Annotated in this window: 22 protein-coding genes; 14 read left to right on the top strand and 8 right to left on the bottom strand. The window is 32.4% G+C overall.

Annotated elements, in window-relative coordinates:
• Positions 1-80: 80 nt before the first annotated feature.
• The 5 genes from O9267_RS00835 to O9267_RS00815 form a co-directional block, all read right to left on the bottom strand.
• A complete protein-coding gene (locus tag O9267_RS00835) occupies positions 81-1,292 on the bottom strand; it encodes a TCR/Tet family MFS transporter (protein WP_298175250.1) in 1,212 nt (403 codons plus the stop codon).
• A gap of 87 nt (positions 1,293-1,379) precedes the next feature.
• Positions 1,380-2,600 (bottom strand): 2-oxoglutarate dehydrogenase complex dihydrolipoyllysine-residue succinyltransferase, encoded by a 1,221-nt coding sequence (odhB, locus tag O9267_RS00830; protein WP_298175249.1) that lies wholly within the window; start codon positions 2,598-2,600, stop codon positions 1,380-1,382.
• A gap of 171 nt (positions 2,601-2,771) precedes the next feature.
• Positions 2,772-3,122 carry a DUF86 domain-containing protein gene (locus O9267_RS00825; RefSeq protein ID WP_298175248.1) on the bottom strand — a complete coding sequence of 117 codons (351 nt, stop codon included), beginning with the start codon at positions 3,120-3,122 and terminating at the stop codon, positions 2,772-2,774.
• The gene (locus O9267_RS00820; RefSeq protein WP_298175247.1) at positions 3,109-3,411 is read right to left on the bottom strand and encodes a nucleotidyltransferase domain-containing protein; all 303 of its coding nucleotides are present in this window, start codon (positions 3,409-3,411) and stop codon (positions 3,109-3,111) included. Before O9267_RS00820 ends, O9267_RS00825 begins: the two co-directional genes overlap by 14 nt.
• Before the next feature lies 1 nt (position 3,412).
• Positions 3,413-6,184: a 2-oxoglutarate dehydrogenase E1 component gene (locus tag O9267_RS00815; protein ID WP_298175246.1), complete on the bottom strand. Its 2,772-nt coding sequence runs from the start codon at positions 6,182-6,184 to the stop codon at positions 3,413-3,415.
• Positions 6,185-6,298: 114 nt separating this feature from the next.
• Here O9267_RS00815 and O9267_RS00810 point away from each other — a divergent pair, with 114 nt between their 5' ends.
• Complete coding sequence (locus O9267_RS00810; protein ID WP_298175245.1) at positions 6,299-6,838, top strand: hypothetical protein; 540 nt, start codon at positions 6,299-6,301, stop codon at positions 6,836-6,838.
• 80 nt (positions 6,839-6,918) lie between these two features.
• Positions 6,919-8,250 carry an alkaline phosphatase D family protein gene (locus O9267_RS00805; RefSeq protein ID WP_298175244.1) on the top strand — a complete coding sequence of 444 codons (1,332 nt, stop codon included), beginning with the start codon at positions 6,919-6,921 and terminating at the stop codon, positions 8,248-8,250.
• On the opposite strand, the gene O9267_RS00800 is transcribed toward O9267_RS00805, so the two are convergent.
• Both O9267_RS00800 and O9267_RS00795 read right to left on the bottom strand, forming a co-directional pair.
• The gene (locus O9267_RS00800; protein WP_298175243.1) at positions 8,251-8,607 is read right to left on the bottom strand and encodes a hypothetical protein; all 357 of its coding nucleotides are present in this window, start codon (positions 8,605-8,607) and stop codon (positions 8,251-8,253) included.
• Positions 8,600-9,574, bottom strand: a complete 975-nt coding sequence (locus tag O9267_RS00795) for a polyprenyl synthetase family protein (protein WP_298175242.1) — start codon at positions 9,572-9,574, stop codon at positions 8,600-8,602. Before O9267_RS00795 ends, O9267_RS00800 begins: the two co-directional genes overlap by 8 nt.
• 221 nt (positions 9,575-9,795) lie before the next feature.
• Between O9267_RS00795 and O9267_RS00790 the strand changes: the two genes are divergently transcribed.
• From O9267_RS00790 to O9267_RS00770, 5 genes are all read left to right on the top strand, one after another.
• Positions 9,796-10,338 carry a YceI family protein gene (locus O9267_RS00790; protein WP_298175241.1) on the top strand — a complete coding sequence of 181 codons (543 nt, stop codon included), beginning with the start codon at positions 9,796-9,798 and terminating at the stop codon, positions 10,336-10,338.
• A 77-nt stretch (positions 10,339-10,415) separates the two neighbouring features.
• Positions 10,416-11,012, top strand: a complete 597-nt coding sequence (locus tag O9267_RS00785) for a TetR/AcrR family transcriptional regulator (RefSeq protein ID WP_298175240.1) — start codon at positions 10,416-10,418, stop codon at positions 11,010-11,012.
• 10 nt (positions 11,013-11,022) lie between these two features.
• Positions 11,023-12,363: a TolC family protein gene (locus O9267_RS00780; RefSeq protein ID WP_298175239.1), complete on the top strand. Its 1,341-nt coding sequence runs from the start codon at positions 11,023-11,025 to the stop codon at positions 12,361-12,363.
• A 19-nt stretch (positions 12,364-12,382) separates the two neighbouring features.
• On the top strand, positions 12,383-13,525 hold the full coding sequence (locus tag O9267_RS00775) for an efflux RND transporter periplasmic adaptor subunit (protein WP_298175238.1): 1,143 nt from the start codon (positions 12,383-12,385) through the stop codon (positions 13,523-13,525).
• Positions 13,526-13,609: 84 nt separating this feature from the next.
• Positions 13,610-17,080 (top strand): efflux RND transporter permease subunit, encoded by a 3,471-nt coding sequence (locus tag O9267_RS00770; protein ID WP_298175237.1) that lies wholly within the window; start codon positions 13,610-13,612, stop codon positions 17,078-17,080.
• A gap of 56 nt (positions 17,081-17,136) precedes the next feature.
• On the opposite strand, the gene O9267_RS00765 is transcribed toward O9267_RS00770, so the two are convergent.
• Positions 17,137-18,087, bottom strand: coding sequence for a DUF3078 domain-containing protein (locus O9267_RS00765; protein ID WP_298175236.1), 951 nt, complete (start codon positions 18,085-18,087; stop codon positions 17,137-17,139).
• Between the two features lie 181 nt (positions 18,088-18,268).
• Here O9267_RS00765 and O9267_RS00760 point away from each other — a divergent pair, with 181 nt between their 5' ends.
• The 7 genes from O9267_RS00760 to nuoD all read left to right on the top strand — a co-directional run bounded on the left by O9267_RS00760 (position 18,269) and on the right by nuoD (position 24,142).
• Positions 18,269-18,811, top strand: coding sequence for a hypothetical protein (locus tag O9267_RS00760; RefSeq protein WP_298175235.1), 543 nt, complete (start codon positions 18,269-18,271; stop codon positions 18,809-18,811).
• Between the two features lie 295 nt (positions 18,812-19,106).
• Positions 19,107-20,858, top strand: a complete 1,752-nt coding sequence (aspS, locus tag O9267_RS00755; protein ID WP_298175234.1) for an aspartate--tRNA ligase — start codon at positions 19,107-19,109, stop codon at positions 20,856-20,858.
• Positions 20,859-20,985: 127 nt separating this feature from the next.
• Positions 20,986-21,186 carry a cold-shock protein gene (locus tag O9267_RS00750; protein WP_298175233.1) on the top strand — a complete coding sequence of 67 codons (201 nt, stop codon included), beginning with the start codon at positions 20,986-20,988 and terminating at the stop codon, positions 21,184-21,186.
• A gap of 203 nt (positions 21,187-21,389) precedes the next feature.
• On the top strand, positions 21,390-21,755 hold the full coding sequence (locus O9267_RS00745; protein ID WP_298175232.1) for an NADH-quinone oxidoreductase subunit A: 366 nt from the start codon (positions 21,390-21,392) through the stop codon (positions 21,753-21,755).
• A 59-nt stretch (positions 21,756-21,814) separates the two neighbouring features.
• Entirely contained in the window at positions 21,815-22,360 is a 546-nt protein-coding gene (locus O9267_RS00740; RefSeq protein WP_298175231.1) for an NADH-quinone oxidoreductase subunit B, read from the top strand.
• Between the two features lies 1 nt (position 22,361).
• Positions 22,362-22,883 (top strand): NADH-quinone oxidoreductase subunit C, encoded by a 522-nt coding sequence (locus tag O9267_RS00735; protein ID WP_298175230.1) that lies wholly within the window; start codon positions 22,362-22,364, stop codon positions 22,881-22,883.
• Positions 22,884-22,906: 23 nt separating this feature from the next.
• On the top strand, positions 22,907-24,142 hold the full coding sequence (nuoD, locus tag O9267_RS00730) for an NADH dehydrogenase (quinone) subunit D (protein ID WP_298175229.1): 1,236 nt from the start codon (positions 22,907-22,909) through the stop codon (positions 24,140-24,142).
• Positions 24,143-24,180: the final 38 nt, after the last annotated feature.

The raw sequence follows: 24,180 nt of genomic DNA, 5'->3' as shown, positions 1-24,180 counted from the left end.
AGGAGTCAAACATTTTAATGTTCCTCCGGCTCCGGGTACTTTAAGAAACCGTAACTTGATAGTTGCGGTTTTTTGTTTTTTTATTTCTTTTTAAATGAAAAATAAGCAATAATTGTACTCAATAACATCAAAATTCCTCCAAGAACAAACGGTGCGCCAGCAAATTGAAACGGAGCATCCTTGTGAGTAAAATAATAAAAAACGGTTGACATCATTGGCGGTCCAACAATTGCAGAAGCACTCATCAAACTAGAAAGTGTTCCTTGAATCTCTCCTTGTTCGTTGGCAGGAACTTGACTCGAAATTACAGCTTGCATCGCTGGTCCAGCAATTCCACCAAGACAATAGGGAATTAGAAAGGCAAACATCATCCAGCTTTCTGTTGCTGTTGCAAAAAGAAACATCCCAACGGTATAAAGTGCCATTCCAACATAAATACTTTTTTCGTTTCCTAATTTTGGGTTAATCCATCTTATTAATCCGCCTTGTACAATTCCAACTAAAAGACCGATGGCTCCTAGTGAAATCCCTACCATTTTTTCATCCCAATTGAATTTGTACATGGTAAAATAACTCCAATTGCTATGAACAGCATGTGAAGCTGTATACAGCAAGAAAATAGAAACTACAAGACCTATTAACTTTGGATATTTTCTCAAATTCATAAAAGCACCAATTGGATTAGCTCTTTTCAAACTAAACTCTCTTCGATTGTCTTTTGATAATGATTCGGGTAAAATAAAATAACCATAAAGAAAGTTCAACAAACATAAAACTGCTGCTGCATAGAATGGAACTCTCGAACCATATTGTCCTAAAAGTCCACCAATTACGGGTCCAATTATAAATCCTAATCCGAAAGCAGCACCAATCATTCCAAAGTTTTTGGCTCTGTTTTCTGGTGTGCTGACATCGGCAATATAAGCTGAAGCTGTTGTAATACTTGCACCTGTAATACCTGCAATAATTCTTCCAATGAAAATCCATGTGATGGTTGGAGCAAAAGCTAACAATAAATAATCCATTGAAAAGGCGAAAAGCGAAATCAAGATAATTGGTCTTCTACCAAATTTATCGCTTAAATTTCCAACTAATGGTGCAAAAATGAATTGCGTTATAGCATATGCAAAAGTTAACCAACCTCCAATTTTAGCAGCTTCACTAATATCTCCATGAATTAGTTCTTTAATTAATTTAGGAATCACAGGAATAATAATTCCCCAACCTGTAATATCGATAAGCATGGTTATAAAAATAAAACCTATTGCTGCCGATTTTTTGTTTGATGCCATAAAAAATATTGGTTAGTGAACGCAAATAAACGAAAAAATCCCAAACTCTATATAGAATTTGGGATTTGTATTTGGAATTTTAATTTATTACAATTCTAATGCTTTTTTAGCATTTCCGCCCATTAAATGTTCTACTGGGTTTTCTAAAGCTTCTTTTACTGCAACCAAGAAACCTACTGACTCACGTCCGTCAATGATTCTGTGATCATAAGATAAAGCAACATACATTACTGGAGCGATAACTATTTGACCGTTTTTCACGATAGCTCTATCAACCACATTATGCATTCCAAGAATTCCTGATTGAGGAGGATTGATAATTGGCGTTGACAACATACTTCCGAAAACACCACCATTTGAAATAGTGAATGTTCCACCTGTCATTTCATCAACAGTAATTTGTCCGTCACGAGCACGAATTGCTAATCTTTTGATTTCAGCTTCAACACCTCTAAATGATAATGTTTCAGCATTTCTCATTACAGGAACCATTAATCCTTTTGGACCAGAAACTGCAACAGAAATATCACAGAAATCATAAGAAATTTTCTCTTGACCATCAATCATTGAGTTCACGTCTGGGAATAATTGTAAAGCTCTTGTAACTGCTTTAGTAAAGAAAGACATGAAACCTAAACCTAGTCCGTGTTTTTCTTTAAAAGCATCTTTATATTCAGCTCTTAAAGCATAGATAGCTGTCATGTCAACTTCATTGAACGTTGTTAACATAGCTGTTTCGTTTTTAGCAGAAACCAATCTTTCAGCAACTTTACGACGCAACATTGATAATTTTGTTCTCTCAGAACCACGAGTTCCACCAGTTGGAGTTCCCATTGATGGTACTGCATTTACAGCATCATCTTTAGTGATTCTTCCACCTTTTCCTGTTCCAACGATTTCAGTTGGTTGGATATTTTTCTCGTCTAATATTTTTTTAGCAGCTGGTGAAGGCGTTTGTGTAGCATATGTTTTTTCTGCAACTGGAGCCGCTTTTACCTCAGCTTTTGGAGCTTCAACAACTGGTTTCGCTTCTTCTTTTGATGGTGCTGGTGCATCACCTGATGGTTTAGCTGCACTTGTGTCAATTAAACAAACTACTGCTCCAACAGCTACTGCATCACCTTCTTCTGCTTTTAGAGTAATAATTCCGCTTGCTTCAGCTGGCAATTCTAGTGTTGCTTTATCTGAATCTACTTCAGCAATCGCTTGGTCTTTTTCTACATAATCGCCATCTTTTACTAACCAAGTAGCAATTTCAACTTCTTTTATAGACTCTCCTGGTGATGGGACTTTCATCTCTAATATCATATGTATAATTTTTGATGTTATTTTATATTTACCTGACAGCCACTGGCTGTCCTCCTTTTAATTTCAAATGCCTGGTGAAGGCACTTTCATTTCTAAAATCATATTCTTTTAGTTTAAAGTTTCAGGTTTAAAAGTTTAAAAGTTTAAAAGTTTATTCTGAAAATTATATAATTATTTATTATCGTGTTCTTTTATTATTTGTTCAATTTGAAAATGCAATTCAGGAATTTCTTGTGTGATTATATTCCAAATAGTCTCATAATCTACTCCTTGATAATGATGAATAATTTTATCTCTCAATTTTGCCATGTAACTCCACGGAATAGAATTATATTTTAATCTAAAATCTTGATTCAAATTTTTTGTTGCTTCACCAATAATCTCTAAAGCTCTTGTTATAGCTCTTTTTAAAGTTTCATCATTGTAAAATTCTTCTTCATCTAACTTTTCAACTATAGTTTGAATATAGTTTATTTCTATAAAAATGTGCTTTATGAATTCTATCTCATCAGATTTTGACATAATCTACCTCTTTTAAAATATGTGGTCCAATAAATTCACTTAATCCTTTTTTAGAAACAATATCAATTTTATTATTTTTAAAGAGATTTTCTAATAAATCACAAAAATCAATATAATTTTTTAGAGTTTTCTTCTCTTTAATTATATCAACTAAGAAATCAATATCACTATCTTCTGTTTGTTCATTTCTTACATAAGAACCAAACAAACCAATTTCTATAACACCAAAACTTTTAATTTCGTCTTTGTGGTCAATTATCGTTTGAAATATGTCCTTTTTTGTAAGCATTTTATCTAAATAAATTTTTATCAAAAACCATTCTAATGGCATCAGCATGACGTCTTCTATCTCTAGTGTGACTTCCAGCTGCTGGTGCTGCGTATGCTTTTAATGAAGCTAATCTCCAAGGCACTAAATTGAAATTCATCAACATGAAACTATAAGCTCCCATGTTTTTAGGTTCTTCTTGTGCCCAAACATAATCATCAGCATTTGGATAACTAGCAATAATTGCTTTTAATTGTTCAACTGGCAATGGAAATAATTGCTCAATACGAACCAAAGCTACATCATTTCTTTCTAATTTTTCTCTTTCGGCAAGTATATCGTAGTAGAATTTTCCGGTAACGAAAACAACTGTTTTTACTTTTTTCTTATCTACTGAACTGTCATCAATTGTTTCTTGAAATTGTCCGTTGTATAATTCTTCTTGTGTTGAAACACACAATGGATGACGCAACAAACTTTTTGGTGAAAAATGGATTAATGGTTTACGGAATTTCGTTTTCATTTGTCTTCTCAACAAGTGATAGAAATTGGCTGGCGTTGTACAATCGGCAACATACATATTGTGGCGTGCACAAAGTTGTAAATAACGTTCCATTCTAGCCGAAGAGTGTTCTGCACCTTGACCTTCATATCCGTGAGGCAATAAAAGAACAATACCATTTTGGTTGTTCCATTTGTCTTCTCCACATGAAATGTACTGGTCAATCATGATTTGTGCACCATTAGAGAAATCACCAAACTGTGCTTCCCAAATAGTCAATGCGTTTGGATTTGCCAATGCATAACCATAATCAAAACCTAAAACACCATATTCTGAAAGGAAAGAATTAAACACATTGAACTTCCCTTTTTTATCTTTTAGTGAATTTAAAAGAACTACTTCTTCTTCACTATCTTCTACTTTTACAACTGCATGACGGTGAGAAAATGTTCCTCTTTCAACATCTTGACCTGAAATTCTAACATCATAGCCTTCTGTTAATAGTGAACCGTAAGCAAGTGATTCAGCTGTTCCCCAATCGATAACATTGTTATCATACATTGTTTTTCTATCGGTGATAATTTTTGTGATTTTGCTTATGAATTTTTTATCTGATGGTAAAGTTGAAATTTCATTAGCTATTTGATCTAATTTCTTTTTATCAAATTTAGTATCAAATTTTTGCAACATAACATCATCAGAAACTTGTTCAAATCCTTTCCATTCGTCTTGCAAGAATGGTTTGATTATCGTCAAATCTTTTTTACGAGATGCTTGAAGATTCTCATCTAATTTATCTTTGTATTCGTTTTCAATTTTGGTAATATAAGCTGCATCAACAATACCATCAGTAATCAATTTCTCAGCATAAATATCTCTTGGATTTCTATGTTTAGCAATGATTTTATATAAAACTGGTTGTGTAAAACGTGGTTCATCACCTTCGTTATGTCCATATTTTCTATATCCTAATAAATCGATAAATACATCGCGACCAAACTGCATACGGAAATCTAAAGCAAATAACATTGCGTGAACAACCGCTTCAGCATCATCAGCATTTACATGAAGAACTGGCGATAGTGTAACTTTTGCAACATCGGTACAATAAACTGACGAACGTGCATCTTGGTAATTAGTTGTAAATCCAACTTGATTGTTAATTACAATATGAATTGTTCCACCGGTTTTGTAACCATCAAGTTGAGCCATTTGAACAATTTCGTAAACAATTCCTTGTCCGGCAACAGCTGCATCACCGTGAACGGCAATTGGTAATACTTTAGAGAAATCGTCTGGAGTATATTTATCTTGTTTAGCACGAGCAATTCCTTCAATAACTGCACCAACTGTTTCAAGGTGCGAAGGATTTGGAGCTAAATTAATATTGATTTTTTTACCCGATTTGGTTTTTCTTTCAGAAGTTAAACCTAAATGATATTTTACGTCACCATCAAAATATTCTTTATCGTAATCTTTTCCATCAAATTCTGAGAAAATATCTTGTGTTGCTTTTCCAAAAATGTTTGCTAAAATATTTAATCTACCTCTGTGTGCCATTCCCATAACGAAATGTTCTACACCTTTTTCAGCAGCGGTTTCAATCAAAGCATCTAATGCTGGAATAATACTTTCGCCACCTTCAAGCGAGAAACGTTTTTGACCTACATATTTTGTATGAAGGAAATTTTCAAAAGAAACCGCTTCGTTTAATTTTCCTAAAATGTGTTTCTTTTGGTCTCCGTCAAAATTTGGAAGATTATCGTTGATGTTTATTCTATCTTGAATCCACTGAATAACTTCTGGTTTTCTCATGTACATGTACTCAATACCTATATGTTGGCAGTACACATTTTTAAGATGACCAATAATTTCTTTTAAAGTTTGTGGTTGCTGACCAATTACTTTGGCTGCATCAAAAACTGTACTTAAATCAGCATCAGAAAGTCCAAAATTAGCTAAATCTAAATTTGGTAAATATGTTCTTCTGTCTCGAACTGGATTAGTTTCTGTAAAAAGATGTCCGCGTGTTCTGTAACCATCAATCAGTTTAAGAACATTAAATTCTTTTTGAAGTTTTTCAGAAGCTTGTCCGTTATCAATTGAAGTTGCAGCATAATTAGCTACATATTCGCCTGCGTTTTCTTCGTTGAAAGTTGCCATTCCAAAGTCAAAACCTTGAAAGAAAGCACGCCAACTAGGTTCAACACTATCAGGATTTACAAGATATTGGTCGTATAATTGGGCAAAAAATTCGGTGTGAGCTGCGTTTAAAAAGGAAAACCTATCCATATTTTTAGATAAAATAATCGTTGTGTTAAAAAATTTATGCAAAAGTAAAATATTTATAACAATCTTTCAATGTTTTTACTACTTTTATGTCGCTAATTAACTATATATATAAGTATGAAAAAGAATGCCTTACATATTTTAACAAAAAGATTAACATTTCTATTTTTTATAAGCCTAAGTTTTTCAATTTCAGCACAAGTAACAACACCAATAAAAGCAAAAAGTGATTTTTGGAAAAAGGTTCAATACGGTGGCGGATTCGGTTTAGGGTTTGGTTCTGGATTTACCAATATTTCTGTTGCTCCAAGTGCAATTTACAATGTAAACAACTATTTTTCAGTAGGATTTGGATTGCAATATAGCTATTTGAAACAAAAAGATTTTTACAAATCAAGTCAATATGGAGCAAGTTTAATTGGACTTGTAAATCCTATTGAAGAAATTCAGTTGTCCGTTGAGTTAGAACAACTACGCGTAAATGTAGATTTTGAAGACACAAATATTTCTAGAGATTTTTGGAATACCGGTTTATTTGTTGGGGCAGGTTATCGAACAGAAAATGTAACTATTGGGGCACGCTATAACATGCTATTTGATAAAGACAAAGGTGTTTATGGAGATGCTTTGATGCCCTTTGTTAGGGTTTTCTTTTAACAGTAAACAATAACAAATTAATAATATCTAATAATTGCTTATTTACTTATTTTGCAATTTTTTTGTTTAAAAAATCTATCATGCTTAAAAATATTTATTATTTGTTTGTTTTATTATTTTCAGTTTCAATTTTTGCTCAGAATAATTTGAAATCTGGACCAATGGTGGGTTATTGCGAAATGAAAGAAGCAATGATTTGGTTACAAACTTCAGAAAAAGCATCCGTTAAAATCCAATATTTTGCTATTGACAATCCTTCAGAAATTTTTGAAACTCAAAGTTTTACAACAATCAAAAAAAATGGTTTTACGTTTCGGATAGTTTTGGATCAATTGCAACCCGGGAAGAAATATAAATATGACATTTTTATCAATAAGAAAAAAGTTGCTTTGCCTTATGAAACCTCATTTTCGTCCAAAAAATTATGGCAATGGCGAGAAGATGCTCCGGATTTTACAGTTGCTTTAGGAAGTTGTAGCTATATCAGTGAAGCGGCGTTTGATCGTCCAGGAAAACCCTACGGAAGCGAATATGAAATTTATGAAAGTATTGCTGCCAAAAATCCTGATATTATGGTTTGGGGTGGCGACAACATTTATTTGCGTGAAGCCGATTATGACAGTAAAACGGGAATTTATTACCGCTATTCACATTCAAGATCTATAAAAGAAATGCAGCCCTTATTAGCCAAAACACAAAATTTTGCCATTTGGGACGATCATGATTTTGGTCCAAATGATAGCGACAGAAGTTTTTATAACAAACATTTGACCCAGCAAGCTTTTAAGGATTTTTGGGCAAACAAAAATTATGGCATGGATTTGAATCATTCAGAAGGAATTTATTCGACATTCAATTGGGGCGATGCGCAGTTTTTTTTGATGGACAATCGTTTTTTTAAATCCCCAAATGATAGATTGACAGGCGAAAAAACCATTCTCGGAAAAGAACAACTCAATTGGTTGATTGACGCTTTGAGTTCGTCAAATGCCAATTTTAAAATTATTGTTATTGGTGGGCAAGTTTTGAACTCGGTTGCCGATAATGAAAATTATGAAAATTATCCAGAAGAAAAAGCACTTTTGTTAAAAGAAATTGCGGACAATAAAATAAAGGGTGTTTTGTTTATTTCGGGCGATAGACATTTTCCAGAATTGTCGATGTTGCCAAGAGCAAACACCTATAGCTTATATGATTGGACGGTTTCGCCATTAACATCTGGTGTAGCTTCTGAAAAAATGTTGAATGAAAAAAATGAATATCGTGTTGCTGGGAGTATGTTTCCTCAGCATAATTTCGGAACTATTTCGTTTACAGGAAAAAAAGAAAACCGTCAAATAAAATTAACTCTTTTTGACAAAGACGGAAAGGAATTGTGGAATAAAGTGATTATGAAAAAAGAGTTGGAGTAATTAATACCTATTCCTAAACCAAACCTTCATCCATTCTCTTTTCAAAATCAGAAAAGCTACTTGTTCAGAAAGTTGCATAATGTCTGAACCATCAAGTTTTTTTACTTGATCTTCAGGAACATCAACTATGTAAAGCAAACTCAAATATTCGGCAAATTTGTATTGAATTAAACGATAAATTTTTTCGTGAAGTTGAATTTTTAGTTCATTTGGCGAAGTGCTTTTGGGTAAATCAATTGGTTCGTTGGCAAAATTGAAATCCTTGTTTAATTGCTCAATTAGTTTTAGGTACAAGTTTTCTTTTTCTGCTTCAGAAAGTAAATTATCGGTTGATATTGGAACTACAAAACTAGACATTTCTATTCATTAAATTTTCACCAAAAGTTTTCAGTATTCTTTTTTTATCATCAGAAATATTCATTTTTTCTAATGTTTCAAAGGCTTTAAAAGTATAATCTTGAATGGCTTTTTGAGTGGCTTCAGAAGCTTTCGTTTGATTGAAAATTAATTTTACAGATTCGATTTTATCCGAATTATCATTTGGTTGGATTGAAAATAAATGGGTTAATTGCTCTTTTTCATCAGCATTAGAAAATTCCATTGCTTTCAAATATAAATAGGTTTTTTTGTTTTCAATAATATCGCCACCAACTTGTTTTCCAAAGGATTCAGGATCGCCAAAAGCGTCTAAATAATCGTCTTGCAATTGAAAGGCTATTCCTAAATTCAAACCAAAATCATAAATCAAATTCGCATTTTCTTCAGAAGTTTCGGCTACAATTGCACCCATTTTCATGGCAGCTCCAACCAAAACAGCTGTTTTATATTCAATCATTTTTAGATATTCAGGAATAGTAACATCTTCTCTCGTTTCAAAATCGACATCATATTGTTGACCTTCGCAAACTTCTAAAGCTGTTTTGCTGAATAATTTTGCTAGTTCTCTAAAAATCTTTGGCTCATATTCTTCAAAATGTTGGTAAGCCAAAATTAGCATTGCATCACCAGAAAGAATTCCGGTATTGATATTCCATTTTTCGTGAACAGTTTCGTTTCCTCTTCGCAGTGGAGCATCATCCATAATATCATCATGAACTAACGAAAAATTATGAAAAACTTCAATTGCAGTGGCTGCTGCCAGAGCTTTTTTACAATCTACATCAAAAACTTCAGTTGCCATTAAAGTTAAAATTGGGCGCATTCTTTTTCCGCCTAAATGAAGAATATATTCAATTGGTTCATAAAGATTTTTAGGTTCTTTATTCAAATGCAATTCTGTAAAATATGCTGAAATAAGTTCTTGATAGTGAGAAAGTGCGTGCATTTTATTGTTTAAGAGTTTAGATGTTTAAGAGTTTAAAAGTTTTCTTTCTAATCTTAAAAATTTGTATTTACAAAAGTATATTTTTTTTATGCAAAACAAACTAAACTTATCAACTCTAAACTTTTTCAAATGTTAAATTTATGTAAATACTTTGGAAACTTTTTAAGTTTTAAAAGTTTCCATATTACATTTGCAAAATAATTTTAACATTAAATAATCAAATGATGACTACGACTAAATGGAATCTTAACAGTAATCAATCTGATTTTATGATAAGGGTAAAAAATTCAATTATTGCATTTTTAGACACCTCATTTAATAATCTATCAAGCTCAATTGCTATTGTAAATAACCAACTTATTGATGCTAATGTTGAATTTGCTTTAGATGTCAATAAAAAAGAAGGGAAATTAGAGCATTTTGATAGTAATTTAAATTTGAAAGACTACATAAACACTAGTGAGTATCCCTTGGTAACATTTAAATCTATTTCATTTGAAAAAATTAATTCTGATATCAATTTTGTGAAAGGAAATTTGACTATAAACAATATTACCAAAACTGTAGAGCTTGATGCCAAGATTGCTGAATTAGAATCTAACCAGAAATCGTCTAAGGTTCTTATTGAAATTACGGGTGAAATTAACCGTCAAGATTTTAAGTTATATTCAAATTCTAATCAACAAAAGGATGGTGTTCTAATTGGATCTAACATCAATATAATGGCTAACTTAGAATTTGAAACCAATACCTCTATATGTTAAATTTATGTAAATACTATGGAAACTATTTTTGTATTCAAAGTTTCCATTCTATATTTGCAAACGAAATTTAGAATAAAATGAAAGAAAAAATCATCAAAAAAGCGACAGATATGTTCCTGAAACTCGGTTTCAAGAGCGTTACTATGGATGATATTGCTTGCGAAATGTGTATTTCTAAAAAAACGATTTACAAATATTTCAGTAACAAAGAAAAACTAATAGAAGAAGGCACAGAAGTAGTTCATCAAAAAATCCATACTCTAATGGATGAAGTTGTAGCCAAAAACTACAATGCTATCCAAGAGAATTTTGAAATGCGTAAAATGTTCAAGGAAATGTTTCAATCGTTTGATCATTCACCTGCTTTTCAGCTCAAAAAACATTATCCAGAAATTTATGAAAAGATGATGGCTAACGAGATTGAGGATTGCAACACCATGTTTACACAAAATATTGTAAAAGGAATTCAACAAGGACTTTACCGACCAGAAACGGATGTTGAAGCTGCAACAAAATTTTATTACACACTTATTTTTTCAATAAATGAAAACACTTTGTTAGAAAAAGACGCTTTTATACTAGAAGGAAAGGCATTAGAATATCACACTAGAGCAATTGCATCGCCAAAAGGAATTATAGAACTAGAAAAACAATTATCAAATCTTAATATATAATCATCAATCTATGAAAAATAAACTAATGCTAACCTTACTCTTGTTTGCAGGATTTTTGCAGGCTCAAGACAAGAAAGAATCGTTTTCTTTTACGCTAAAAGAAGCCATTAATCACGCAATTCAAAACAACTATTCGGCTATAAATGCTAATCGTGATGTTGAAGCGGCTAAACAAAAAAAATGGGAAACAACAACAATTGGTTTGCCACAAATAAATGGTAATGTTGGTTATCAGAACAACATTAAAATTCAGAAGTCATTAATTCCAGCAGAGATTTTCGGTGGACAACCAGGAGAATTTGCTGAAGTTGCTTTTGGAACAAAACATAATATGAGTTCAAGTTTGACTTTGAGCCAATTAATTTTTGATGGTTCTTATTTAGTTGGATTGCAATCGGCTAAAACGTATTTGAAAATTTCTGAAAATGCTAAAATCAAAACCAATCAAGAAATAAAAGAAATTGTTATCAATTCTTATGGGAATGTTCTTTTGGCAGATGAAAGCATCTTGATTTTACAAAAAAATAAAGCTATTCTTGAAAAAACTTTTTCAGATACTAAAGAAATCTATAAAAACGGTTTGATTGAAGAAGAAAATGTAGAACAATTGCAAATTACTTTGGCTTCTATAAACAGTTCATTAGAAAATGTAAAACGTCAAAAAACAATTGCTAATGATATGTTGAAACTTGTTTTAGGAATCGATTTGCAAAACGATTTGATATTAAATGACAAACTAGATGTCTTAACTCAAAACAATGTTGATTTGGTTTTACTAAAAGAAGAATTCAATGTAAACAATAATATTGATTATCAAATCGGACAAAATCTTCTAACAAGCAAAGAATTATTATTAAAGTTAGAAAAGAGCAAAGCTTTACCATCACTTGGAGCAGCAGTAAATTTTGGTTACAACTCATTTGGAAATGAATTCACTTTTTTCAATCAAGATCAACGATGGTTAAATTTTTCTAATGTAGGTGTAAATTTAAATGTTCCCATTTTTAGTAGTTTCGGAAGAAGTTCAAGAACACAACAAGCCAAAATTGCTTTAGAACAATCAAAAACACAGCTAACTCAAACCGAACAACAACTGAAATTGCAATTTGAAAAAGCTAAAAGCGATTACGAATTCAGTTTAGAGCAATTAACAACTTCTAAAAGTAATCTAAACTTAGCCGAACGTATTGAAAACAAAAACCAAATCAAGTTTAAAGAAGGTTTAGCCAGTAGTTTCGATTTGACCAAAGCACAAGAGCAATTATATTCAGCACAACAAACGTATTTGCAAACAATGCTTGATGTAATCAATAAAAGAGCAACATTAGAAAAATTATTAAATAAAAACTAACCAATACTTCAATATAACAATGAAAAAAATATTAATACTCTCAGCACTTTCTATTCTACTATTTTCATGTGGAGGAAAAGAAAACAATCAGTCAATTGACGATTTAATCAAATCAAAAAACACGAAAGAACTTCAAGCAAAAAAAGCGTTAATTCAAGCAGATTTAGCTAAAATTGATGATGCTTTGGCAACATTAGTAGTTGCTAAAGACGAAGAGGCATTAGTTTCTGTTGCAACAATAAAAGACACTGTTTTCAATCATTATCTTGAAATTCAAGGAAATGTTGATACCAAAGAAAACATCTTAGTTCAACCAGAATTCAGCGGAAATCTTACTTCACTAACTGTAAAAGCTGGTCAACGAGTTTCTAAAGGTCAAATTCTTGGAAGAGTGGACGATGCAGGAATGAGCCAACAATTGGCAAGTTTAGAAAATCAATATGCGTTAGCCAAAACATCTTTTGAAAGACAAAAAAATCTTTGGGACAAAAAAATTGGTTCTGAAATTCAATTTCTTCAAGCGCAAACACAAATGGTTTCTGCTCAAAAAGGTGTAGCTCAAATGAGAGCGCAATTGTCTAAAACAGTAATTCGTGCTCCATTTTCTGGAACAATCGATGAGGTTTTTGTAGAAAAAGGACAAATTGTAGCTCCAAGTCAACAAGGTTTAATGAGAATTTTAAATTTAGGAAATATGTATGTTTCAACATCTGTTCCTGAAACTTATATCGGAAAGTTAAAAGTAGGAACCGAAGTTGATGTTTTCTTAACTTCTTTAGGAAAAACTTATAAAGGAAGAGTTCGTCAAGTTGGAAATTATTTAAATCCAAATAATAGAAGTTTCGGTATTGAAGTTAGTGTTCCAAATCCAGAAAATTTATTGCGTCCAAATCAAGTTGCTAAACTTAAAATTATTGATTACACCGACAAAAATGCTATTGTAGTTCCAACCAATGTGGTGCAAGAAGATGGCGAAAAAAACAAATTTGTTTTCACAGTTGCTAATTCAAACGGAAAAACAGGAACTGCTAAAAAAGTAATTGTAAAAGTTGGAAAATCATCAGATAATGTAACCGAAATTGTAAGCGGATTATCAGCAAATGATATTATCGTAACCGAAGGTGTAAATAGTATTGCAGACGGAATGAAATTGAATTTCTAAAAAAAAAGTTTAAAAGTTTAAAGGTTTATAAGGTTAAAAGTTCCTTCTAAACTCTTAAACTCTTAAACTCCTAAACTAAAATTTATGAGTCACACAAATAAAGAATTCGGAATATCAAGTTGGGCAGTTGACAATCGTGTTACTGTCTACATCTTGACCTTATTAATAGTTGTTACAGGCGTAATTGCCTATGTAACAATGCCACGTGAAGATTTCCCAGAAATCATCGAGAACAAAGTGTACATTTCGTCTGTTTTCCCAGGAAACTCAGCTGAAGATGTTGAAAAATTAGTCATCAAACCACTTGAAAAAGAATTCAAAAACATTTCAGGTGTTGAAAAAATTACGTCAAGTTCGTTTCAAGATTATGGAATGATTATCGTTGAATTTGCCGATAAAGTAACCATTGAAGATGCTAAAACTAAAATCAAAGACAAAGTTGATTTTTCAAAAGCTGATACTGATTGGCCAAATCTTGACAACGGAAGTAAAGTAGAACCAAACGTATTTGAATTAAACATTTCGGAAGAAGTACCAATTTTGAATATCAATTTGCAAGGAAATTATACTACACAACAATTAAAAAAATATGGAGAATTGCTTCAAGATGATATTGAAGAAATTCCCGAAGTTAAAAAAGTAGATATTCTTGGAGTTGATGATAAAGAAGTTGAAATTGCCGTAGATATTTTCAAAATGACAGCAGCACAAGTTTCGTTTGATGAAATTCAAAATGCTGTAAAATATGAAAACATGACACTTTCTGGTGGAAATTTAATTTCGCAAGGGTCACGTAATAATATTAGAATTGTTGGTGAAATCAAAGATCCAAAAGAGTTAGAAAACATTATCGTAAAATCTTATGGTGGAACAGTTTACCTAAAAGATATTGCCGTTGTTAGTTTCAAAGAAAAAGAAAAAACAACGTATGCTCGTGAAAAAGGAACTGAAGTTGTGATGCTGAATGTAAAAAAACGTTCTAATCAAAACATGATTTCGGCTATTGAACAAGTAAAAGAAAAGCTGGAAAAAGCTGAAACTTCTTATTTACCTTCTAATTTAAAACTAACACTTTCAAACGATCAATCATCAAGAGTAGAACACCAAGTTAGCGAATTATCAAATCACATTATTTTTGGTATTGTGTTGGTAATGATTGTGTTGATGTTTACCATGGGATTGCGAAATTCACTTTTCGTTGGTGCTGCAATTCCACTTTCTATGTTGATGGCATTTAGTATTCTTTCCATGTTTGGATTGACCTTAAATACCATGGTTCTTTTTGGATTAGTTATGGGATTAGGAATGCTTGTTGACGACGGAATTGTGGTTGTCGACAACGTTTTTGCCAACATGAAAAAAGGAATGGACAGAGTTACGGCTTCTAAAATTGGTATTGGTGAAATCGCTTGGCCAGTAATTTCCTCAACAGCTACAACACTTATGGCGTTTTTACCATTTGCATTGTGGCCAGGAACAATGGGTAAATTCATGAAATATTTCCCAATTACATTAACCGTAACACTAACAGCTTCATTGTTTGTGGCGATGGTTGTAAATGCCGCCATGACTGGAGGTTCGATGGATATTGAAGATAAAAATGTTTCTAAAAAATCAGCGAAATTATATACTATCATATTTAGTGTTCTTGGGATTGTCTTTGTCATTTTAGGACATTTAACAAATTCTACTTTTGCAAAAGCAATCGGTCACTTAGCTATAATTGCTCTTGGATTAATGTGGTTATACAAACTAAAATTATACCAATGGACTCAAGATTTTCAACATAACTTTTTTCCAAAAATGGAAGATAAATACAAAAATTTCTTGGCTAAGATTTTAACAGGCAAAAAAGCTTGGTTTGCTTTAGCAGGAATCATCGGATTGTTATTTTTCTCTTTCATTTTACTTGGAATTTTCCCTAGAAAAGTATTGTTTTTTCCAGAAAATACGCCAAATCAAGTTATCACTTATATTGAATACCCGCAAGGAACAGATATTCAAAAAACAAATAAAGCAACCTTATTTGTTGAAAAACAAGTTATCAGTATTTTGAGCAAATATGTAGATGAAAATACCAAAGAAAATTTCTTGGCAGAATCAATTGTTTCTCAAGTTGGTGTGGGCGCAGGAAATCCAAATGTTGACGCAGGTTCAGCATCGGAAACACCTTTTAAAGGAAAAGTAACCGTAAATTTCTCTGAATTCAAATTCCGTCGAGATATTGATACCAATGTAATTCTTGAAGAAATTCGTGCCAAAGTAAAAGGTATCGCAGGCGCAACTGTAACTGTCGAAAAAGATGCAAATGGTCCACCAGCTGGTTATCCGATTAGTATTCAACTTACAGGAACTGACTATGATTTGATGCTGAAAGAAGCTGACAAAATGATTGCTTTTATTGATAGCAAAAACATTCCAGGAATTGAGCGTTTAAGTGTTGATGTAAACAAAGAAAGCCCTGAGTTGGAAGTAAAAGTAGATAGAGTTAGCGCAGGAAGTTTGGGTGTTTCAACAGGACAATTAGGTTTCAATTTGCGTCGTTCGGTTTATGGTCAAGAAATCTCAACTTATAAAGAAGGTGATGATGATTACAACATCACAATGCGTATGCAAGACGACCAACGTACCAACGAAAATGTATTGTTCAATCAATCGTTAACGTTCCGTAATCAGAACAATGGTCAGATGATGCAAGTGCCAATTTCGGCTGTTTCTCAAACAGAAAAAACGACTACTTACAACCAAATCAAAAGAAAAAACCAAAAGCGAATCATGACGGTTTATTCTAATGTTTTAACAGGTTTTAATGGTGACGAAATTACAAAACAAATTCAAACTGAATTAAAAGGATATGAATTACCAAAAACAGTAACGTATTCGTTTTCAGGAGTTCAAGAAGAACAAGGGAAAAATCAAAGTTTCTTGATGTATGCGTTGTTTTTAGCCTTGGCAGGAATCACAATTATTATTGTTTTACAATTTAATTCGGTTTCTAAAACAATGGTAATTCTATTTACTGTTATCTTGAGTTTTAGTGGTGTTTTCTACGGTTATGTCATAGCAAATATGGATTTTGTAATCTTAATGACGATGATGGGAATCATTTCTCTTGCCGGAATTGTAGTGAAAAACGGAATTGTATTAATGGACTTCTTCGTACTTCTATTAGACAAAAAAGTTGCCGATAAACATTTAAGCAGCCACGATGATTTATCATTAGAAGAAATAAAAGAAGTAATCATCGAATCAGGAAAATCACGTTTGCGTCCAGTATTGTTGACTGCTTTAACCGCAGTTTTAGGGTTAATTCCGTTGGCAATTGGATTGAACTTTGACTTTTTCTCTTTAATTACCGATTTGAATCCACATATATTTATTGGTGGAGACAACGTAATGTTTTGGGGACCATTAGCATGGACGATAATCTTCGGATTGACTTATGCGACAGTTTTAACTTTGGTTATGGTTCCAGTAATGTTCTACTTGGTAAAACGAGTAAAATATTGGTTGCGTGACAGAAGAGAAGCAAGAAAAATTGCTGTTGAAAATTAATGTATTTGATAGTTAAACAAAAAAAGCTCCGAGTTTATATTCGGAGCTTTTTTTTGTTAGAAAAGATAGACTAAACCAACACCTAGTAATTGTTTCAATTGTACTTTTGGTCCTAATGTAACCTGTTTTCCATCAATTTCTTCTTTCGCTTTTATATCGTCATCATAAAGTAAATGCGAACCAATATTTGCTCTAACATATTCATTTACAGTCAAATCTACGCTCATTTGCCAATCAACATCAATGTTTCCAAAATTGTTGATGTAATCAGAATACAAACTCAATTTGTTTTCAAGTGTAATGTTTTTATAAACTTCATTTTTATGAATTCCACTAACCAAAGCACCCAATTCGTTTTTAGATTTTTTTCCTTTAGAAATCAAATTTCCATCAGCATCATAAGTTGCTTTATCAACACCAAACGATCCTTGATCTGCTAAAGTTTGATCTAAAACCATCGTTGTTTTCTGGGTTAATGGCGATAAATACAAACTATATTTTTTTTCTTTATTTACATATTCAGCTCCAATTCCAAGAAATAAATACGCTGGAGCAAATGGTTTCGAGATGGCTTTATCTGTATTTGGATAAGAATAACCGTTTGTAAATTGAGTATTAAAATTAAATTTTGCCGAATGATACCAGTTAGAAACAGTATCTTTTCTATAACCAAAAGTCGAATTTAGCTGAAAAGCATCGTCGGTTTTTCTTAATTCAACACCATCTTGCTTGTTAACACCATATCTCAAGATAAGTTCGTTCAACCATTTTATATTTTGATTCGAATATTTTCTCGAAAAATTACCTTTCAATAATCCAGAAATAGAAGTATTTCCACCAGCATTCCAATTCATAAATGCAATTTGACTGATGTCAAAACCTACTGCGTTTTTCTTTTCCCAATTAGAAATAGAATCTTGGAGTTTTGTCTGAATTTGTGATTGTGAAATGTTGTTTTGAAAAATAAAGAGAACAGAAAAGGCAAAAGTTTTTAACGTAAATTTCATTCATGAAAGATTTAAGCGTGCAAAATTCGTTTTTTCAAAACAAACCAAAAAGAATTTTAAACTTTTTAACGTCATTTTTTTTCTCATTTGTTACAAGTTTGCAAAAATGAATTGTCAAATTTAGTCAAGCAACAATAGTGTATGTAAGTTGATTTTTATAAATTGCATTAAAATTTACAATATGAAAAAACTACTTCTTCTTGCAACCTTGTTTTTTATTATTTCGTGCCAAGAAAATGAGAAAACACAAACCATAAAAATCAAAAATCAATATAGTTTAGACTTGCCAGAAAGTTTGTCATTAGCAACTAATCTTAACAACGAAGCTTCTTTGCAATATCAAAATGTTTTTGACGATTTATACGTTATCGTAATCGATGAATCCAAACAAGAAATCAATTCTTATATGGAAGACAACACCGATTTTCCTCCAAATTTGAATGGTTATACTCAATTATTAAAAAGCGGTTTACAAACTTCGGTTACCAATCCAATATTTTCTGAAACAGAAAAAAAACAAATAAATGGGTTAAAATCGCATCAAATTTCTTTATCCGGAAAAGTTGATGATTACGAGATTTACTATGAGTTTGCGCATGTCGAAGGCAAAAATCATTATTATCAAGTTTTCGTTTGGACATCTTTAGAAAAGAAGGACAAACTTTCTCCCAAAATGACAAAAATAATCAACTCATTCAAAGAATTGAAAAGTAGAGGAAAATAATTTTTTTTAGGAGCTAATCCTGCTGTTCGTTACAAGTCCGCGTCAAAAACCGCAATTTTTTAAACCATAAAACGAGCTTCCGTTGGTCGCTGTTTTCTGGCAACAAAATTAGCGGTTTTTGCCTTGCGGGCTTTTCACTTCCATCATGGCTAGGAAAAGCGGGTTTTAAACAACTCAAGTTCTTAAAAAAGAATTCATCAAGTTTCTCTCAAACACTATTTTATTAGTTTTTGTTTTTTACTTTTGCACCCGAGACCGAAGGTCGAACTGTTATTTATAAAAAAATTTTATTCCAATGTATAGAAGTCATAATTGTGGTGAATTAAACGCCTCACATATCAAACAAGAAGTTACACTTGCCGGTTGGGTTCAAAAATCAAGAGATAAAGGATTCATGAATTGGGTTGATTTACGCGACCGTTATGGAATTACACAATTGTTATTTGACGAAAGTCGTTCGGAAAAATCAGTTTTTGAATTGGCTAAAACACTTGGAAGAGAGTTTGTTGTTCAAGTAAAAGGAATCGTAATTGAGCGTGAAGCCAAAAATAAAAATATATCTACAGGTGAAATTGAAATTCTTGTAAAAGAAATGACAATTTTAAACGCAGCTTTAACGCCACCATTCACTATAGAAGACGAAACTGACGGCGGTGAAGACATTAGAATGAAATACCGTTACTTGGATATCAGAAGAAATCCGGTAAAAAACTCATTACTTTTTCGTCATAAAGTAGCGATGGAAGTGCGTAAATATTTATCAGATTTAGATTTCTGTGAAGTTGAAACTCCTTATTTGATTAAATCAACTCCAGAAGGAGCAAGAGATTTCGTGGTTCCAAGTAGAATGAACGAAGGTCAATTTTATGCCTTGCCTCAATCACCACAAACATTCAAACAGCTTTTGATGGTAGGTGGAATGGATAAATATTTTCAAATTGTAAAATGTTTCCGCGACGAAGATTTACGTGCCGATAGACAACCAGAATTTACACAAATCGATTGCGAAATGGCATTTGTTGAACAAGAAGATATTCTAAATGTTTTTGAAGGATTGACTCGTCATTTACTAAAAGAAATAAAAGGCATCGAAGTAGAAAAATTCCCAAGAATTACCTACGATCATGCAATGAAAACATACGGAAATGACAAACCAGATATTCGTTTTGACATGAAATTTGGTGAGTTAAATGAAGTAGCACAACACAAAGATTTTCCAGTTTTCAACTCAGCTGAATTGGTGGTTGGAATTGCAGCTCCAAATTGCGCAACATATACTCGTAAAGAAATCGATGCATTAATTGACTGGGTAAAACGTCCACAAGTTGGTGCTTCTGGAATGGTTTATGTAAAATGTGAAGCTGACGGAACTTATAAATCATCCGTAGATAAATTCTACGATCAAGAAGATTTAGCAAAATGGGCTGAAATTACAGGTGCAAAAGCAGGAGATATGATTTTCGTGCTTTCTGGTCCAGTCGATAAAACTCGTGCACAACTTTCAGCTTTACGTATGGAATTGGCAACAAAATTAGGTTTAAGAAATCCAGCAGAATTTGCTCCATTATGGGTTGTAGATTTTCCATTATTAGAATTGGATGAAGAATCTGGAAGATGGCACGCAATGCACCATCCATTTACTTCGCCAAAACCAGAAGACATGGAATTATTAGCAACCAATCCAGGAAAAGTTCGTGCTAATGCTTATGACATGGTGTTGAACGGAAACGAAATCGGTGGTGGTTCTATCAGAATTCACGATAAAGCTACACAACAGTTAATGTTCAAATATTTAGGTTTTACCGAAGAAGAAGCTCGTAACCAATTTGGTTTCTTAATGGATGCCTTCCAATTTGGTGCACCACCACACGGAGGTTTAGCGTTTGGATTGGATAGATTAGTTGCAATTCTTGGTGGACAAGAGACGATTCGTGATTTTATCGCTTTCCCAAAAAATAATTCAGGTCGTGATGTTATGATTGATGCGCCGTCAGTCATTGACGATAAGCAATTAGAAGAATTACATATAAAAGTAAGTTTGAGTTAGTAAAAATTCAATTTTTTCACATAAAATATTGAAAATCAATAAAATTTTTAAAAGTTTGCAAAAAAAAATTATTTTGTATTAGTTTAAAGATTACATTTGTACATTATAAATTTTTTACAATATTACAATGAGTACAGGTACAGTTAAATTTTTTAATGAATCAAAAGGTTACGGATTCATTACAGATGACGAAACAGGAAAAGACATTTTTGTTCACGCATCAGGTATCAAATCAGAAGAACTACGCGAAGGCGATAAAGTTTCTTATGAGGAAGAAGAAGGAAGAAAAGGTAAAGTTGCTGCTCAAGTAGTAGTGCTTGAAGACTAATATATAGTATTTTAAGTTACCTAGAATGTTTAAAACGCCTCGATTTTTCGGGGCGTTTTTTTATTTTCAAAAATATAATTTAGAATCAGTTTAAATAAACGATTTTGAGCAATAAATAACAAACGTTTAAGCTTTGATTTTTGTCAATTAAATTATGCAATGTATATTTGTACCACTTTTAATAAAGTCTAAATTTTAGGTATATGCAATCAACACAACATGACTTTTTGCCAATCCTTATGCAAGCAGGATTAGCAGTAGGATTTGTGGTAATGACAATAATCGGATCAAGCTTTTTGGGGCCAAAACGTCATTCAAAAAATAAAGATATCAACTTCGAATGTGGAATTGAATCTGTAGGAAATGCTAGAATTCCTTTTTCTGTAAAATATTTTCTTGTAGCAATTCTTTTTGTGCTTTTCGATGTTGAGGTTATTTTCTTATATCCTTGGGCTGTGAATTTCAAAGAATTAGGTGTAGATGGAATGATCAAAATGGTTATTTTCATGTTATTACTTTTAGTTGGTTTCTTCTATATTATCAAGAAGAAAGCACTTGAATGGGAATAGATTAATTACGACTCGAGCGAAAGCGAACAGACGAAATAATTATAAATTACGAATTATAAATGAGTGATTCTAAAACAAAAATGGTTGCTCCACCAGAAGGAGTTACAGGTGAAGGTTTCTTCGCTACCAAACTAAACGATGTTGTCGGATTAGCACGTGCTAATTCACTTTGGCCACTTCCTTTTGCAACGTCTTGTTGCGGAATTGAGTTTATGGCAACAATGGCATCTCACTACGATTTGGCACGTTTCGGTTCTGAGCGTGTGAGTTTTTCTCCTCGTCAAGCAGATATGCTAATGGTAATGGGAACTATTTCTAAAAAAATGGCTCCTATTTTACGTCAAGTATATGAGCAAATGGCTGAGCCGCGTTGGGTAATTTCGGTTGGTGCATGTGCTTGTTCAGGTGGTGTTTTCGATACATATTCTGTTTTACAAGGAATTGATAAAGTAATTCCTGTTGATGTTTATGTTCCAGGTTGCCCGCCAAGACCAGAACAAATAGTTCAAGGCGTAATGCAATTACAAGAATTAGTAAAGAATGAATCTGTTCGCAGAAGAAATTCTCCTGAATATAAAGAATTATTAGCTTCTTATAACCTATAATATGGCTTTAGAAACGGCATACATTCAAGAAAAATTGTCTCAGAAATTTGGTAATAAAGTGCTGAATTTTGCAATGAGTAGAGATGTTTTTTCTTTCGAGGCTACTCCAGTTGCAATTCACGAAGTAATTCGAACATTAAAAGTTGATGAAGATTTAAATTTCCATTTTCTTACCGATTTATGTGGTGTTCACTATCCTGATAATGATAGCGAGCATCAATTTGCTGTTGTGTATCATTTACACAATTGGGTAGAAAATGTTAGAATTAGAGTTACAACTTATTTGACTGATGAAAATTTAGAAGTAAATAGTATTACTGATTTATTTTTATGTTCTAATTGGATGGAAAGAGAAACGTTTGACTTTTATGGAATCAACTTTATTGGTCACCCACAATTGAAACGTATTTTGAATATGGATGAAATGGTTTCTTTTCCAATGCGAAAAGAATTCCCAATGGAAGACAGCGGAAGAACTGATAAAGACGATCGTTTCTTCGGAAGAACGGCACAAAATTTATAAAAACAATAATTCAACATTATAAAATGTCAGACTTATTATTATTACCAGAGCATCGATATTCCAAAATTATTGAACAAACTCGCAACGAAGACGGAAGCGAGCTTTCAATACTAAATCTTGGGCCAACGCATCCAGCTACACACGGTATTTTCCAAAATATCTTGTTGATGGATGGTGAAAAAATTTTGGATGCAGAACCAACTATTGGATACATTCACCGTGCATTTGAAAAAATTGCAGAAAACCGTCCGTTTTATCAAGTAAACGTATTGACAGATAGAATGAACTATTGTTCTTCTCCTATTAATAATATGGCTTGGTGGATGACTGTTGAAAAATTATTAGAAATTGATGTTCCAAAACGTGCTCAATATCTAAGAGTTATCGTAATGGAATTAGCTCGTATTGCTGACCACTTAATCTGTAATTCAATCCTTGGAGTTGATACTGGAGCTTATACTGGTTTCCTTTATGTATTCCAATTTAGAGAAAAAGTATACGAAATCTACGAAGAAATTTGTGGTGCTCGTCTTACAACAAATATGGGTAGAATCGGTGGTTTCGAAAGAGATTGGTCAGAAGCTGCTTTCAAAAAATTAGACACTTTTTTAACTGATTTTCCTATTGCTTGGAAAGAATTTGAAAACCTATTCGAAAGAAATAGAATTTTCATTGACAGAACAGTTAATGTTGGACCAATTACTGCTGAAAAAGCAATGCAATATGGTTTAACTGGTCCAAATTTACGTGCTGCCGGAATTGATTATGACGTCAGAAAAGCACAACCTTATTCGTCTTATGAAGATTTTGAATTTGATGTTCCAGTTGGAAAATCAGGTGATACTTACGATAGATTTTGTGTTAGAAATGCCGAAGTTTGGGAAAGTTTAAGCATCATCAAACAAGCATTAGCAAAATTACCAGAAGGTCCAATTCATGCCGATGTTCCTGATTATTATTTGCCTCCAAAAGAAGATGTTTACCATAATATGGAAAGCTTAATTTATCACTTTAAAATTGTGATGGGTGAAGTTCCAGTTCCAGTGGCAGAAATCTATCATCCTGTAGAAGGCGGAAATGGAGAATTAGGATTTTATTTAGTAACCGATGGAAGTAGAACACCATATAGATTACACTTTAGAAGACCTTGCTTTATTTATTACCAAGCTTACACTGAAATGATTAAAGGCGGAATGTTATCCGATGCCATCGTAATATTATCAAGTTTAAATGTAATTGCTGGAGAATTAGACGCATAATTAAAGTATAATGTATATTGAAAAAAATGTATAATGGT

Source organism: Flavobacterium sp. (assembly GCF_027531705.1).
Taxonomy (GTDB): Bacteria; Bacteroidota; Bacteroidia; order Flavobacteriales; family Flavobacteriaceae; genus Flavobacterium.
This window is presented reverse-complemented; position numbering and strand designations above follow the sequence as displayed.

Coding starts and splice junctions, on each gene's coding strand:
- O9267_RS00785 (WP_298175240.1), top strand. CDS start 10,416: ATGAAAGAAAAAATCATCAAAAAAGCGACAGATATGTTCCTGAAACTC.
- O9267_RS00805 (WP_298175244.1), top strand. CDS start 6,919: ATGCTTAAAAATATTTATTATTTGTTTGTTTTATTATTTTCAGTTTCA.
- O9267_RS00795 (WP_298175242.1), bottom strand. CDS start 9,574: ATGCACGCACTTTCTCACTATCAAGAACTTATTTCAGCATATTTTACA.
- O9267_RS00790 (WP_298175241.1), top strand. CDS start 9,796: ATGATGACTACGACTAAATGGAATCTTAACAGTAATCAATCTGATTTT.
- O9267_RS00760 (WP_298175235.1), top strand. CDS start 18,269: ATGAAAAAACTACTTCTTCTTGCAACCTTGTTTTTTATTATTTCGTGC.
- aspS (WP_298175234.1), top strand. CDS start 19,107: ATGTATAGAAGTCATAATTGTGGTGAATTAAACGCCTCACATATCAAA.
- O9267_RS00780 (WP_298175239.1), top strand. CDS start 11,023: ATGAAAAATAAACTAATGCTAACCTTACTCTTGTTTGCAGGATTTTTG.
- O9267_RS00800 (WP_298175243.1), bottom strand. CDS start 8,607: ATGTCTAGTTTTGTAGTTCCAATATCAACCGATAATTTACTTTCTGAA.
- nuoD (WP_298175229.1), top strand. CDS start 22,907: ATGTCAGACTTATTATTATTACCAGAGCATCGATATTCCAAAATTATT.
- O9267_RS00770 (WP_298175237.1), top strand. CDS start 13,610: ATGAGTCACACAAATAAAGAATTCGGAATATCAAGTTGGGCAGTTGAC.
- O9267_RS00745 (WP_298175232.1), top strand. CDS start 21,390: ATGCAATCAACACAACATGACTTTTTGCCAATCCTTATGCAAGCAGGA.
- odhB (WP_298175249.1), bottom strand. CDS start 2,600: ATGATATTAGAGATGAAAGTCCCATCACCAGGAGAGTCTATAAAAGAA.
- O9267_RS00735 (WP_298175230.1), top strand. CDS start 22,362: ATGGCTTTAGAAACGGCATACATTCAAGAAAAATTGTCTCAGAAATTT.
- O9267_RS00775 (WP_298175238.1), top strand. CDS start 12,383: ATGAAAAAAATATTAATACTCTCAGCACTTTCTATTCTACTATTTTCA.
- O9267_RS00765 (WP_298175236.1), bottom strand. CDS start 18,087: ATGAAATTTACGTTAAAAACTTTTGCCTTTTCTGTTCTCTTTATTTTT.
- O9267_RS00740 (WP_298175231.1), top strand. CDS start 21,815: ATGAGTGATTCTAAAACAAAAATGGTTGCTCCACCAGAAGGAGTTACA.
- O9267_RS00750 (WP_298175233.1), top strand. CDS start 20,986: ATGAGTACAGGTACAGTTAAATTTTTTAATGAATCAAAAGGTTACGGA.
- O9267_RS00820 (WP_298175247.1), bottom strand. CDS start 3,411: ATGCTTACAAAAAAGGACATATTTCAAACGATAATTGACCACAAAGAC.
- O9267_RS00825 (WP_298175248.1), bottom strand. CDS start 3,122: ATGTCAAAATCTGATGAGATAGAATTCATAAAGCACATTTTTATAGAA.
- O9267_RS00835 (WP_298175250.1), bottom strand. CDS start 1,292: ATGGCATCAAACAAAAAATCGGCAGCAATAGGTTTTATTTTTATAACC.
- O9267_RS00815 (WP_298175246.1), bottom strand. CDS start 6,184: ATGGATAGGTTTTCCTTTTTAAACGCAGCTCACACCGAATTTTTTGCC.
- O9267_RS00810 (WP_298175245.1), top strand. CDS start 6,299: ATGAAAAAGAATGCCTTACATATTTTAACAAAAAGATTAACATTTCTA.